This window comes from Holophagales bacterium (assembly GCA_016719485.1).
Classification (GTDB): Bacteria; Acidobacteriota; Thermoanaerobaculia; order UBA5066; family UBA5066; genus UBA5066.
Map to the genome: position 1 here is coordinate 310,993 of JADJZB010000002.1, position 13,326 is coordinate 324,318.

General features: G+C 65.3%; 10 protein-coding genes. 5 read left to right on the forward strand and 5 right to left on the reverse strand.

Translation table 11 applies throughout. The features are described 5' to 3' along the window. Nucleotides 1-78: 78 nt before the first annotated feature. From miaB to IPN03_01480, 5 genes are all read left to right on the forward strand, one after another. A complete protein-coding gene (gene miaB, locus IPN03_01460) occupies nucleotides 79-1,398 on the forward strand; it encodes a tRNA (N6-isopentenyl adenosine(37)-C2)-methylthiotransferase MiaB (GenBank protein ID MBK9372423.1) in 1,320 nt (439 codons plus the stop codon). 46 nt (nucleotides 1,399-1,444) lie between these two features. Next, on the forward strand, nucleotides 1,445-1,930 hold the full coding sequence (locus tag IPN03_01465) for a bifunctional nuclease family protein (protein ID MBK9372424.1): 486 nt from the start codon (nucleotides 1,445-1,447) through the stop codon (nucleotides 1,928-1,930). Between the two features lie 118 nt (nucleotides 1,931-2,048). Then, nucleotides 2,049-2,804: a ParA family protein gene (locus tag IPN03_01470; protein ID MBK9372425.1), complete on the forward strand. Its 756-nt coding sequence runs from the start codon at nucleotides 2,049-2,051 to the stop codon at nucleotides 2,802-2,804. 28 nt (nucleotides 2,805-2,832) lie between these two features. Continuing rightward, nucleotides 2,833-3,732: a ParB/RepB/Spo0J family partition protein gene (locus IPN03_01475; protein ID MBK9372426.1), complete on the forward strand. Its 900-nt coding sequence runs from the start codon at nucleotides 2,833-2,835 to the stop codon at nucleotides 3,730-3,732. A 258-nt stretch (nucleotides 3,733-3,990) separates the two neighbouring features. Next, nucleotides 3,991-6,330 carry an LptF/LptG family permease gene (locus tag IPN03_01480; protein ID MBK9372427.1) on the forward strand — a complete coding sequence of 780 codons (2,340 nt, stop codon included), beginning with the start codon at nucleotides 3,991-3,993 and terminating at the stop codon, nucleotides 6,328-6,330. Between the two features lie 4 nt (nucleotides 6,331-6,334). Here IPN03_01480 and IPN03_01485 read toward each other — a convergent pair whose 3' ends face one another. Genes IPN03_01485 through dnaE form a run of 5 tightly spaced genes read right to left on the reverse strand, consistent with a single transcriptional unit; the run spans nucleotide 6,335 to nucleotide 13,319 of the window. Then, complete coding sequence (locus IPN03_01485; protein MBK9372428.1) at nucleotides 6,335-7,501, reverse strand: methionine adenosyltransferase; 1,167 nt, start codon at nucleotides 7,499-7,501, stop codon at nucleotides 6,335-6,337. Between the two features lie 52 nt (nucleotides 7,502-7,553). Next, a complete protein-coding gene (rsmD, locus tag IPN03_01490) occupies nucleotides 7,554-8,144 on the reverse strand; it encodes a 16S rRNA (guanine(966)-N(2))-methyltransferase RsmD (GenBank protein MBK9372429.1) in 591 nt (196 codons plus the stop codon). After that, on the reverse strand, nucleotides 8,141-8,887 hold the full coding sequence (locus IPN03_01495; protein MBK9372430.1) for a hypothetical protein: 747 nt from the start codon (nucleotides 8,885-8,887) through the stop codon (nucleotides 8,141-8,143). Before IPN03_01495 ends, rsmD begins: the two co-directional genes overlap by 4 nt. Next, nucleotides 8,884-9,783 (reverse strand): CCA tRNA nucleotidyltransferase, encoded by a 900-nt coding sequence (locus IPN03_01500; GenBank protein MBK9372431.1) that lies wholly within the window; start codon nucleotides 9,781-9,783, stop codon nucleotides 8,884-8,886. Before IPN03_01500 ends, IPN03_01495 begins: the two co-directional genes overlap by 4 nt. After that, complete coding sequence (gene dnaE / locus IPN03_01505; GenBank protein ID MBK9372432.1) at nucleotides 9,780-13,319, reverse strand: DNA polymerase III subunit alpha; 3,540 nt, start codon at nucleotides 13,317-13,319, stop codon at nucleotides 9,780-9,782. The genes IPN03_01500 and dnaE overlap by 4 nt, the downstream gene beginning before the upstream one ends. Nucleotides 13,320-13,326 lie beyond the last annotated feature (7 nt).

Genomic DNA, 13,326 nt, shown 5'->3' on the forward strand with positions numbered 1-13,326 from the left:
GATCCGACGAGCACCGCTCCGGCCAAAGCGCCGGAGCCGGACATACGAAAAGTCTTCGTCGAGACTTGGGGCTGCCAGATGAACGAGCTGGACAGCCGACGGTTCGTCGGACTGATGTCCAGGGAGGGCTACCTTGAAGTCCCCACTGCCGACGAGGCCGACCTCGTCCTGCTGAACACTTGCTCGGTCCGGGACAAGGCCGAACAGAAGGTCTACGACTATCTCGGGCGGATCGCCGCCCGCAAGCGGCTCAGGCCCGGTCTCCTCCTCGGCGTCTGCGGTTGTGTCGCGCAACAGGAAGGGGAGGAGATCCTCCGGCGCTCACCCGCCGTCGACTTCGTGCTCGGGACCGGGAGGATCGAGCTCCTCCCGGCGATCGTCCGAAGGGTCGAGAAGGAAGGCGACCGGCCCGTGGAAGTCGGCTTCGACATGGACGAGGTCGCCTACACGCCCGGGGCGGTCGCGCGAACGGTTGCCCATCGCGCTTCCATCACGATCATCGAAGGGTGCAACAAGAACTGCACCTTCTGTGTGGTTCCCATGACCCGCGGCCGCGAACGCAACCGCCGAATGGCCGAGATCGTCGAGGAATGCCGGCGTCTCGTCGGCGATGGGGTCGTCGAGATCGAGCTGCTTGGTCAGACGGTAAACGCCTATTCAGACCCGGTGACAGGGCAGGGGCTCGCGCCGCTCCTGAGGGCGATCTCCGCCATCAGCGGTCTCCGCAGGCTCCGATTCGTAACGTCGCACCCAAGGAACTTCGACGATGACCTGATCGCCGCGATGGCCGGGAGCGAAGTCGTCTGCCCGGCGCTCCATCTGCCATTCCAGTCGGGCAGCGATCGGATTCTCGGCCGGATGAAACGCCAGTACACGCGGAACGGATACCTCGACCTCGTCGGTAGACTCCGCGCGGCCATCCCGGGAATCGCAATGTCGACGGACATCATCATCGGGTTCCCAGGAGAGACGGAAGAGGACTTCGCGGCGACCATCGGCGTTCTCGATGCGGTCCGCTTCTCATCGGTGTTCTGCTTCACCTACTCGCCCCGGCCCCGCACGGCAGCGGCTCGATGGGAACAGGACGTCCCGGTCCCTGTGGCACAGGAGCGCCTCGCCCGGCTCAACGACTACCAGCAGGCGCTTCAGCTCCAGGCCAACGAGGCGATCGTCGGCGGCGTCCTCGAGGTGCTCGTCGAGGGCAGTGACAGGACCGGTCAGCGGGTTACGGGTCGATCTCCATTCAACCACCTCGTCCACATCGAAGGTATTCCCGGGACTCCCGCCGGGACCTTCGTGCGAGCCGTGGTCGAAAAGGGCCTCTCCAATTCCCTCCTGGCCCGGCCCCTTCGCCTGGTTCGCCCATCCGAAACGAGCGGCACGAGCGCCGCGTCTTGAATCGCGTCCCTGAGCTTTTCAGATTCGGTGGGGAAGGGGTGTCGTCGTGCTCGTAAGAATGAACGTCAAGGCGCTGATCGTCGACCCCGTTGCGAACATGCCCGTCGTCATCCTGCGCGATGCCGACGACAGAAGCTTCCTCCCGATCTGGGTCGGCGTATTCGAGGCGAACGCAATCGCCCTTCAGCTCGAAGGCGTCAAGACGCCCCGGCCACTGACGCACGACTTACTCAAGGAGACGATTTCGTCTCTGGATGCGGTCGTCGATCTTGTCGTCATCACGAGGCTGCACGAGAACACGTTCTTCGCGGAAATCCACCTCGTTGCCGGCGGACGCACCGTCATCGTCGACAGCCGCCCGTCAGATGCCATCGCCCTGGCGCTCCGGACATCCTCGCCCGTTTTCGTCGCGGAGGAGGTCCTGGAGATGAGCCGGGCGCAGGACGCTTCCGAAGAGGCGCAGAGCCATGAGCGCCTTCGGAAGTGGTTCGAAGAAGCCGATCCGGAATCTCTCGGAAAGTACAAGATGTGACGCCTCTCGGGCGCGCGCGGCAGACGGCCCGGTGATGCTGGCGCCAAGCCATTCGCAGAGAAAGAGTTCCTCTTCACCTTGAGAACCGGCGCTCCAGCCCGTATCCTCGCCAGCTCCCATGATTATCGCGGTCACAAACCAGAAGGGCGGAGTGGGCAAGACGACGACAGCGATCAACGTCGCCGCGGCACTCGCCCAGAAGAAGCTCCGCACCCTCCTCGTCGATCTGGATCCTCAGGGTAACTCAACGATGTCCTATATCGATCGCCGGACGATCGGCGCATCGATGTACGAGGTTCTCGTCGACCCCGAAGTTCCCATCTCCTCCGTCATTAGAGAGACGAACTTCCCGGGCCTCTGGGTGGCCCCCGCGAAGATCTCTCTCGCGAAAGTCGAGTCTAAGCTGATAGGGGAGATCGACGGCCACTACCGCCTCAAGGACAAGATGGCCGAGGTTGCGTCAGCCTACGACGCCATTCTCATCGACACACCCCCTACCCTCGGCATGATCACCGTCAATGCGATGGTCGCAGCCAGCCACATCATCATCCCGATTCAGTCCTCCTACTTCGCACTCGAAGGTACCGACGACCTCCTCGAGACCATCGAGAAGATCAAGAGTCGCCCCAATCCAAGCCTCCAGATTCTGGGCGTCGTGATCACGCTTCACGATCGCCGGACGGTCCTCGGCCGAGACATCCAGAAGCAGATAGACACCGTTTTTCAGGGCAAGCTCTTCAAGACGACGGTGTCGAAATCGATTCGCCTGGAGGAGTCGCCGGCGTACCGAGAATCCATCTTCACCTTCGCTCCAAGATCTACCGGCGCTTCCGAGTACTACAGCCTTACTGAGGAGATACTGGAACGTGTCTAAGCGCCGAGGGCTCCCCGAAACATCCCGGATGCGCCACGAGCCCCACTTCGTCGACCAGCTCTTCAGCGGTGAGGAGATCTCGGTCGGGCGTCGGATAGCCATGAACATCATCGAGGCAAATCCGGACCAGCCTCGAAGCATCCTCGGAGACCTGAGCGATCTGAAGGCCTCAATCGAAGCGAAGGGGGTCTTGGAGCCCATTCTCGTCCGGCCCAGGGAAGATGGCCGCTACACGATCATCTCGGGCGAACGGCGCTTTCGGGCCGCCATGGAGGCCGGACTCAGCGATATCCCTTGTATCGTGCTTGACGTCAGCGACGCCGAGGTTCTCGAAATCGCCCTCATCGAGAACCTCCAGAGGAAGGATCTGAGTCCTCTGGAGGAAGCCGACGGGTACCTCACGCTTCAGGAGAAACACGGATACACGCACGAGCAGATCGCTCGCGCCGTCGGGAAGTCGCGCGTTACGATCACGGAGACTCTCTCACTCGCTCGTCTCCCTCTTCGTGTCAAGGATGAATGTCGGCGCGCCGACATTCGCTCCAAGTCGTTCCTCCTCGAGGTGGGCCGCCTGCCAACGGAGCCCGCAATGCTCGACGCCATTCTCGCGTTCGGTAGCGAGGCGGGAGTCGGAAGGGACGCCGTGCGCTCAGCTCGCCGCGACGTGGAGTCCGGCGAACCTAGCCGCTTTCGTAGTCTCAGGAAGGCCTACGAACTGAACTTCCAACCCCCCAACGCCGAGTACGCCGTCAGCCTGGTCTTTCGAGGCAGTGCCACAGACCGGGGTGAGATTCTCGAATCGCTTCGTAGCCTCCTGCGCAAGATCGAGACGGGGGAGTTGAACCTCGAAGACCACGGGCGCTTCCTGAAGACTGCGTCACCGAAGGCAGTCACGGATGGCACCCCGCAAGGTCCGGCCCCGCGCTGAGCCGTCCGTACCGGAGAGTCGAGGAGCGGCCCTTCGTCCGAGTCTCGTTCGGGCTTAGGAAGGGATAAGGGATCCTTCAGTTGACGAGAGGGCCTTCAATAATCCACTAATCGAGAATCGCTGTTCCGAAGGAAATTCGGAAGAGTCTTCGTACTATTTAACATAATATTTCTTATCGGACGTTGCGATAGGGGCCGACCCAGCTAGAATGTGCCGCCAGAGTCGTTCCTTTCAGGAATCGCAGACCCGGTCTCCTCAATGAAACTGACCGACCGCTACATTCTTCGTGAGGTCTTCGCTCCGACGGCGGTGGCCTTCGTGATCTACACCGGCTTCATGCTGATCCGGGGGCTCGTCCAGTTCAGCGACCTTCTGCTTCAGAGCTCGGATCCTTTCTGGGACATGGGACGGGTCCTCGCGTTCTCGACCCCGCACATCGTCGTCCTCACCCTGCCGATCGCATTCCTTCTCGGAATTCTCGTCGGCGTCGGGCGCCTCAGCCAGGATTCCGAGCTCGTCGCTCTCCGTGCGGCAGGTGTGGATCTCTTATCCCTTTACCGCCCGATCGCCGTTCTGGCCGTCGCGTTCACTCTCGTGACCGGGCTCGTGATGACGAGCGTCGTCCCGTGGACGAACCGGATCCTGTACGGAATGAAGCTCCAGCTTTCCACCTTCGCGATCGCCCAACGCATCCAGCCAGGAGTCTTCAGCCCGGAGTTTGCGGGACGCCGGATCTACGTCGAGCGGGCGTCGCCGGACCGCAGGACGCTCGAGGGGCTCATCCTCACGGACAACTCGAATCCGGCGGACGGCGAACGGCTGACTCTCGCGCGTACAGGCTCTCTCGAGCTGGAGGAATCCGAAGGACGTCTCTGGCTCCGGCTCGAGGACGCGGTGACGCACCACACGGCGGTGGATGCACGGGGATACGACCGGGCCAGCTATCGGACCCAGAGAGTCCTTCTCGACGACACGAACCCGAAGGAACGATTCGCCAAGACGAGACCCGACAAGCAGTTGCGGGAAATGACCCTCGGGGAGCTCATCCATCGTGCGAGGACGACCAAGGACGGCGCGCTGGCTCGCCTCTCCTGGGTCGAGGTTCACAAGAAGTTCTCCTTCCCCGCCGCTTGCCTCGTTTTCGGTCTGATCGGCTTGCCGTTGGGGGTCGTGAATCGCCGTGGCGGACGGGCCGCCGGATTCGCGGTCTCGGCGGCGATCGTTCTCGCCTATTACATCCTCTACGCCTCCGGTGAGTCCCGCGCCGTCAAGGGGACGATCTCGCCAGCCGTGGCGATGTGGCTGCCGAACGCTCTCCTCCTGGCGCTGGGCCTCTATTCCATCCGGCGAATCCGGCACGACCGGACCCTTTTCGAGGGGACTGTTTTCGGCGCCCCGAAGGCGCTTCTCGATCGAATCCTCGCCCGCCATTCAACGGATCGGGGAGCAGGAAGCACCCCGTCGATCGGAGGGCCCGAAAGGGGGACTCCGGGCAGTAGAGGTGTCACGCGGGCGTGGCTCGTCGATCGCTACGTCGCTACGCGATTCCTCCAGCTTTTCGCTCTCGTCCTTGCCTCGATCCTCTCTCTCTACATCCTCATCGAGTATCTCGAGATCTCGAACGACATCGCCAGGGTCCGGCCGCCGGTTTCGGCGATCCTCGGGTACTTCCAGGCGAAAATGGCCCCGATCCTCGTCGACGTCGTTCCCCTGGCGTTCGCAGCCGCGGCACTGATCGCGGTGGCCGGGCTCGTCCGATCGTCGGAGTCGACGGCGCTCCTCGCCCACGGTATCTCCCTGCTTCGTTCCACGGCCTCGATACTCCTCCTCGCGATCCTGGTGGGAGGCGGGCTCCTGGCGTTTTCCGAGACCATGGTTCCGAAGGCCGCAGCCGAAGCCGAGCGTCTTCGGAACGTCCTACTCGGTAAGCCGGCGGCCGCGGTTTCCGACGCCTGGCGGTCCTTCCTCCGGGGAGAAGGCGGCCGGTTCTACTCGGCCCAGACGTGGGACACGCGATCCTCCGCCGTTACAGGGGTCACGGTCTTCGAGGTGGATCCGGCTTCCTTTCGCCTCGCTCGGAAGTCCTATGGTGCACGCGGCCGGATCGTTCCCGGCAAGGGCATCGTTCTCGCCGACGGCTGGACTCGCACGTTTGGCGAGGACGGCGAATCCCTCTTTCTGAAGCAGTCCGGCACGTCGTTCGTCGATGCTCCCGAGGCCGCGAGGACGTTCCTGGCGGGACGGGCCGACCCGAGACAGATGAGCAGCCTGGAGCTCGGCCGTTTCATCCGGATTCGCCGAAAGGCGGGCGCCGACGTCTCCGCCATCTCGACCGGCCTCTACCAGAAGAGCTCCGTTACGCTGGCTCCGTTGCTCCTGACGCTCGTCGGGCTCCCCTTCGCTTTTCGACACGGGAAGAAGGGCGCTGTCGCAGGGATCGGAATCGCCCTGCTCCTCGGCCTCGCCTATCTGGTCCTGGGTGCGGCCCTGGTCAAGGGTGGAGAGACTGGCTCCCTTCCTCCGCTCCTCGCGGCATGGGGAGCCAATCTCTTCTTCTCCCTCGGGGCTGGTTGGGGACTGCTCGGAATCCGGACCTGAACCGTCAGGCTCCGGCCGGAACCGCCAAGCCCGCCGCCTTCGCGAGAGGTTCGGCCAGATCGGTCCGCTCCCACGTGAATTCCGGGAGGTTCCGTCCGAAGTGACCGTAGGACGCCGTCTTCCGGAAGATCGGCCGCTTCAGGTCGAGGTACTCGATGATCCCCTTCGGCGTCAGCTTGAAGTGCTCCCGAACGAGCCCCGGAAGGGTCGTCGGATCGACCTTCTCCGTACCGAAGGTCTCGACGAAGACCGAGACGGGGTCCGCGACGCCGATGGCGTAGGCGAGCTGGACCTCGACCCGGTCGGCGAGTCCGGCCGCGACGAGGTTCTTCGCGATGTAGCGGGCCATGTAGGACGCGGAGCGGTCGACTTTCGTCGCGTCCTTCCCGGAGAACGCTCCCCCGCCGTGCCGGCCCATTCCACCGTACGTATCGACGATGATCTTCCGGCCGGTCAGCCCCGTGTCGCCCTGCGGCCCGCCGATGACGAACCGGCCCGTCGGGTTGATGTGGAACTTCGTCCGGTCGTCGAGGAGCTCCGCAGGGACGACCCTCTTGATGACCTCCTCGCGGATGGCCTCTCGCAGCTCGCTGATCGGGACCGTCTCGGCGTGCTGGGTCGAAACGACGACCGCGTCGACCCGAACCGGGCGGCTCCCCTCGTATTCCACGGTCACCTGGCTCTTCCCGTCCGGCCGCAGCCACTCCAGGTCGTGCGACTTCCGCGCCTCGGCGAGACGCATCGTCAGCTTGTGCGCGAGGGTGATCGGGAGGGGCATCAACTCTTCGGTCTCGCGCACCGCGAAGCCGAACATCAGCCCCTGGTCACCCGCGCCGCCCGGGTCGACGCCCATCGCGATGTCGGGCGACTGCTTGTCGATCGAGGAGAGAACGGCGCACGTCTGGTAGTCGAAGCCGTACTTCGCGCGCGTGTAACCGACGTCGCGGATGGTCTCGCGGACGACCTTCGGGATGTCGACGTACGTCCGGGTGGTGATCTCGCCGGCGATGAATGCTGTCCCGGTCGTGACGAGAGTTTCGCAGGCGACACGCCCGTCCGGGTCGTCGGTGAGGATCGCGTCGAGGATCCCGTCGGAGATCTGGTCGGCGATCTTGTCGGGGTGCCCCTCGGTGACGGACTCGGACGTGAAGAGCGTGCGCGGAAGCGCCATATCTCGTTCTCTCCCTGTTTCGCCTCTGTCGCAGAGGCATCGACTCTTTATCTTATGAGCAGCGTACGGTCGGGTCAATGCTGCTCGGGGAGCCTGTCGGCTCCGCGGGTTCGGGCGCGCGATTCCGGTAGATGTGGAGCGCCGTCGTACCGTAAAGCCGGACAGCCGCTTCCACGGGCGATCCCGGCCAGGGATTCTCCGCGCTCCCCCGCTCCACCACGAACGTCCCACCCGGAGCCAGCGTCTTCCAGAGGCCATCCAGCTCGCCGGTGACCGGATCGGCCCAGGGCGGGTCGAAGAAGACGACGTCGAAACATCCCGGGCGATCGAGCCGAAGAAAGCCCGCTACCGTTCGCGCGAAGACCCGAACACCGTCCGTCCGTCCGAGCGCGGAGGCATTCGCCTCGAGGATCGTCGCCGTGCGCCGGTTGGATTCGACGAAGACGACCTCCCTGGCACCTCGCGACAGAGCCTCGAACCCGAGAGCCCCGGAACCGGCGGCCGCGTCCAGGACCCTCGCTCCGCGTACGTCCTCGCCGAGAATGCTGAAGAGGGCCTCCCGCGCCCGTTCCGTCGTGGGCCTCACGCCGGGCCCGACCGCCAGACGCCGGCCCCGAAACTCCCCCGCCACGATCCGAATCATCGCCGCGCGCCGCCTTCGTCCTCGCCAGAGGGGTCCAGGAAGAGCTTCGGCACGTCCTCGCGCAGGATGATCAGACGCTGAAGCGATCGCACGACCTCGACCATCTCGAGGCTTCTCACGAAGGCGTCGTCCCGATCGATCCGGTATCGCATCCCGTCCGTGCGATGTGTCAGGACGTCTCCCCTGCGCAGTCCGGACGGATCCCAGAGGTCGTCCTGGGAGACCGTCGTTTCGTCGAATCGATCGAGCAGACCCTCGAGAGATCCCCGCGCCCGCCCCAGGACCAGCGGGACACGCGCCAGTTCATCGAACTGGAAGACCCGCGGAGGCGCGGAGTTCCGTCCGACCTCGATACGAAAACGGCGTGGCTTGGCGTCCCCCAGGACGTCGACGTGGTATTCGCTGACGTCCAGCGAAAGGGCCTCGCGGCAAACCTTCCGGATGATCCCGATCTCTTCTTCCGAGAGGACCTTCTTCTTCACCTTCCGGACGCCCTCGTAGGTCTTCACGAGGACGAGGGTGCCATCCCGGTAGAGGGAGAGCCTGTCCTTGCCCGCTCCCTGCTCGACGTCGAGAGAGGCCACCAGAGTCTTGTCTTCCGGGCGGGGTGTCGGTATCGGGAGCGCCGTTGCGGTCGAATCCACGAACCCGTTCCGCGGCGCCTCCACGGCGGTGGGTGTCGCCGGGACGGCTCGTTCCGGATCGAGGGCCAGCGCCAGAGCCAGCAGCAGGAACGTCGTCACCGCGGGCACCCCGCGGTACGCCGGAGAGCCCGGGAGAAGTTGAGCCGCACAGCGACCCGCGCCCGCAAGGCCGGATCTGCGGGCGCCAGGAGCCTGGCCCAGGCCTCGTCTGCAGACAAGGCCCCGGGATGATTCCAGGCGCCAGTGAGCGAGGCCCCCCAACCCTCCACGACCACGTCGAGGACGCCGAGGCGCCCGAGGAGCTCAACGGCCACGCCCCGATTCTCCTCCGAGAGGACCTCCTGGAGCGCCCTCCGGAGCCGATCGCCGGATATCCGCTGGAAGGCGCCGCTCTCGACTCCGATGCGAAGGGCCGCAGCGAAGCCCGGGTCGAGCCCGAAGCCGAGTCGCGCCGCGTAGCGCACGGCCCTCAGAGCCCGTGTCGGATCGTCCGCCAGAGAGCCCTCGTGCAGCAGCCGGAGGTTCTTCCGCTCGAGGTCCCTCTCGCCGCCGAAAGGGTCGAGGAGCATCGCTTCGAGCCCCGGGCCGGAGAAACGGTACGCCATCGCGTGAATGGTGAAGTCCCTTCGGGCGAGGTCCCGGGCGATGGGCGCACCGGCCTTCACGACGGGAAGAGCCCCCGGGTACGGATAGTGCTCGTCCCGCGTCGCGGCGACATCGACCCGCCTTCCGTCCGGCCCTTGCAGAGTCGCCGTCCCGAAGCGATCGTGGCGGGCCTCGACGATCCACCCCGCTTCTGCGGTGAGCGCCGCGACGAACCCCGCTGCCGCGCTCACCGGCCCCTCGAGGGCGACATCCACGTCGACGGGCGGCCGTCGCAGCAGGAGGTCGCGGACGGCGCCGCCTACGAGATAGGCTTCGCGTCCCGCCGTCCGGGCGGCACGGGCGAGCGGGCCGAGGAGGGGCGCGATGGATCCGGCATCCCGCTCGCTCACGAGTGGTCGTAGACGAAGCGGACCGAGCCCGGTCCGAGAAGCCTCTCCAGCGCCTTCGTCATCTCCGGTGTCGGTCGAACCGCCAGCCGTCCGGCGGCTCGTACCGTGACTTCCCAGTGGCCGGCTCGACGCACGGCCAGCGACACCGGCACCGAGCCCGGAGACGACTCCAGGATCTCGCGGACCGAAACGAACGTCTCGTCGAGGGTTCCCGGCAGCGGGGTCGTCAGGCGGACCGCGCAGGCCGCGGCCTCGCGCATCCCCTCGAGCGCCTGGATCTCGCGGGCGATGATCTCGACCGGCACGACGCCACCTCCCTCTTCGGGTTCCGCGGCGCCCGGAGCGGACGACGAACGAACGATGCCCGAGACCAGGACGGGTCGCCCCTCGGCCAGCCAGGGACCAGTCCGCTCGAGGAGCGACGCGAAGATCGTGACCGGGACGGAGCCCGTCAGGTCTTCGAGGACGCCCTTGGCCATCATCTTCCCCTCGTTCTGCCCCTTCTTGATCTGCGTCTTCTTGAGCGATGCGAGGAGGGCGACGATCTTCACGTTCTGGTCGACCTTTGCCGCCGCGTTCTCGGCCGTCACGTCGCCGAAGAGACCGATTTCCTCCTCGAAGCGGGCGAGCGGATGCCCGGTGATGTAGAACCCGAGAGTCTCCTTCTCGTACCGGATCCGCTCGTCCGGGGACCACTCGGGGAGGTCCGGGAACCGATCGGCGTGGTCGTGGGAGGCCTCGTCACCGAAGAGCCCTCCCTGACCCGAGTCGTTCGATTTTCGCTCCGCGGTGGCCACGTCCATGGCGGAGTCGACTCCGGCGGTGAGCGATGCACGGCTCTTCCCGAGCGAGTCGAACGAACCCGAACGGATCAGCGCCTCGATGACCTTTCTGTTGTTCAACCGCACGTTGACACGGCAGCAGAAGTCGGTGAGACCGGCGAACGGGCCGTCTGCGGCCCGCGCCTGGAGTACCGAGTTCACGGCCCCCTCGCCGACCCCCTTGACGGCACCCAGCCCGAACCGAATGGCCTCGCCGTCGGGAGTGAACGACAGCTGGGACGTGTTCACGTCGGGCGGGAGGACCGGGATCCTCATCTCGCGGCAGGCGTTGACGTACTTCACGACGTCCTCGGACTTGCCGGAGGCTGCCGTCAGCGTCGCCGCCATGAAATCCACCGGAAAGTGGACCTTCATCCACGCGGTCTGATAGGCGAGAAGGGCGTAGACGACGGAGTGCGACTTGTTGAATCCGTATCGGCCGAAGGGGAGGATCAGCTCCCAGAGCTCCTCGGCCTTCTTCTTCTGGACGCCGTTCGCCACCGACTTCTTGACGAACTTCTCCCCCTCGGCCTTCAGGAGCGCCTCGTCCTTCTTTCCGATCGCCTTTCGAAGCTTGTCCGCCTCTCCCGGGGTATAGCCGGCGACGGCCCGCGCGGCGAGCATCACCTGCTCCTGGTAAACGAGGACGCCGTGCGTCTCCTTCAGCAGGGGTTCGAGCTGCGGAAGCGGGTACTCGTACTTCTTGCCGCGCCGTCTCTCGATGTAGACCTCGACGGTTCCGGCGTCGAGCGCTCCGGGCCTGTAGAGGGCGTTCAGCGCCGCCAGGTCGCTGAAGACGCTCGGCTGGACGCGCCGCAGAAGGTCCCGCATTCCCGACGACTCGAACTGGAAGATGCCGTCGGTCCGTCCTTCCGAGAAGAGGCGGAATGCCTCCGGGTCGTTCAGTGGAATCGTGGAAAGGTCGACTTTTCGCCCGGTCCTTCTCCCGGCCGATTTCACCGCGTCATCGAGGATCGTCAGCGTGATGAGACCGAGGAAGTCCATCTTCAGGAGCCCCATCCTGTCGACGGACTTCATCTCGAACTGGGTGGTGATCTCGTCGTTGTTGTTCTTGTAGAGAGGGAGGTACTCGACGAGGGGCCGTGGCGCGATGAGGACCCCGGCCGCGTGGACTCCCGCGTGTCGTGAGACGCCTTCGAGCCGCTCTCCGAGGTCGAAGAGCTTGCGGTAGGCCTCGTTTCCGGCGAGCGTGTCGGCGAGCTCCTTCACGCTGTGCCGCGCTTCGCTCAGCGTCACCGGCTTGCCCGGGTTCGCCGGAATCATCGCGCAGAGCTTGTTCACCTCGGCGAGCGGCACGTCCAGGGCCCGCCCGACGTCGCGGATCACGGCCCGCGCCTTCATCGAGTTGAACGTGATGATCTGGCCGACGTTGTCCTTGCCGTACTTCTTCCGGACGTACTCGATGACCTCGCCGCGCCGGCGCTCGCAGAGGTCCACGTCGATGTCGGGCATCGAGATCCGGTCGGGGTTGAGGAACCGTTCGAACAGCAGGTCGTAACGAAGCGGGTCGACCTCGGTGATCCCGAGCGTCCAGGCGACGAGGGACCCGGCGGCGCTCCCGCGCCCCGGCCCGACCGGGATCCCCTCGTCCTTGGCGAACTTGATGAAGTCCCAGACGATCAGGAAGTAGGCCGAGAGCCCCATCTTCTTGATGACCGACAGCTCCCACTCGAGCCGGTCGTCGTAGTCCTTGCGCGGGTGCTTCGTCCGGCCCGCGGCGATGAGCTCGGCGATCGGCGCGAGGCGCCGCTCGAGTCCGTCGCCGGCGAGGTTCTCGAGGTACTCGTCGGGACCGCCCGCCTCCTCGGGGAGGGGGAACGTCGGGAGCTTCAGGCTGGTGTCGACGATGACCTTCGGCGCCACCCGGTCCGCGATGGCGGCGGAGTTCTTCACGGCCTCGAGAGACCAGGGCCGGAACGTCTCGGTCATCTCCCCGGGGTTCTTCACGTAGAACTCCGAGTTGTAGAACCTCATCCGCCGGGTGTCGTTGACGGTCTTTCCCATGCCGATGCACAGGAGGACGTCCTGGGCTTCCGCGTCGTCCCTCTGGAGGTAGTGGGCGTCGTTCGTGGCGACGACGGGGATCCCGGTCTCCCGCGAAAGGCGCAGGAGGTCGGGCATGAGCTGCCGCTGCACCGGAAGACCGTGGTCCATCAGCTCGATGAAGTAGCGGTCCTTCCCGAAGAGGGTCTGATATCTGACGGCCGTGTCCTTCGCGCCGGCGAAGTCTCCCGCGAGAAGCCGCTGGGAGACCTCGGACTTCACGCAACCCGACAGCGCGATGAGGCCGTCGTGGTGCTTCTCGAGGAGCTCCCAGTCCATGCGGGGCTTGTAGTAGAAGCCCGTCAGGAACGCCTCGCTCACGAGGTACGAGAGGTTTCGGTAGCCCTCCGGCGTCTCGGCGAGGAGCGTGAGGTGGTAGTTCCTCCCCTCGCCGTCGACCGTCTTCACCGCCTCGCGGTCGTGGCGGGAGCCCGGGGCGATGTAGGCCTCGACGCCGAGGATCGGCTTCAGGCCGTGCTCGAGCGCTTCCGACTGGATCTCGAACGCCCCGAACATGTTCCCATGGTCGGTCACGGCCACCGAGGTCATGCCGTTCTTCAGGACGTGCCTGATCAGGTCCTTCGTCCGGTTCGCGCCGTCGAGGAGCGAGTACTGGGTGTGCAGGTGCAGGTGGACGAAGTCGGACGACATGCCAGCC

What these genes read in the sequence shown, in the direction of transcription:
- IPN03_01475 (MBK9372426.1), top strand. Translation starts at nt 2,833, where the DNA reads ATGCGCCACGAGCCCCACTTCGTCGACCAGCTCTTCAGCGGTGAGGAG.
- IPN03_01480 (MBK9372427.1), top strand. Translation starts at nt 3,991, where the DNA reads ATGAAACTGACCGACCGCTACATTCTTCGTGAGGTCTTCGCTCCGACG.
- miaB (MBK9372423.1), top strand. Translation starts at nt 79, where the DNA reads ATGAACGAGCTGGACAGCCGACGGTTCGTCGGACTGATGTCCAGGGAG.
- rsmD (MBK9372429.1), bottom strand. Translation starts at nt 8,144, where the DNA reads ATGATTCGGATCGTGGCGGGGGAGTTTCGGGGCCGGCGTCTGGCGGTC.
- IPN03_01470 (MBK9372425.1), top strand. Translation starts at nt 2,049, where the DNA reads ATGATTATCGCGGTCACAAACCAGAAGGGCGGAGTGGGCAAGACGACG.
- IPN03_01485 (MBK9372428.1), bottom strand. Translation starts at nt 7,501, where the DNA reads ATGGCGCTTCCGCGCACGCTCTTCACGTCCGAGTCCGTCACCGAGGGG.
- dnaE (MBK9372432.1), bottom strand. Translation starts at nt 13,319, where the DNA reads ATGTCGTCCGACTTCGTCCACCTGCACCTGCACACCCAGTACTCGCTC.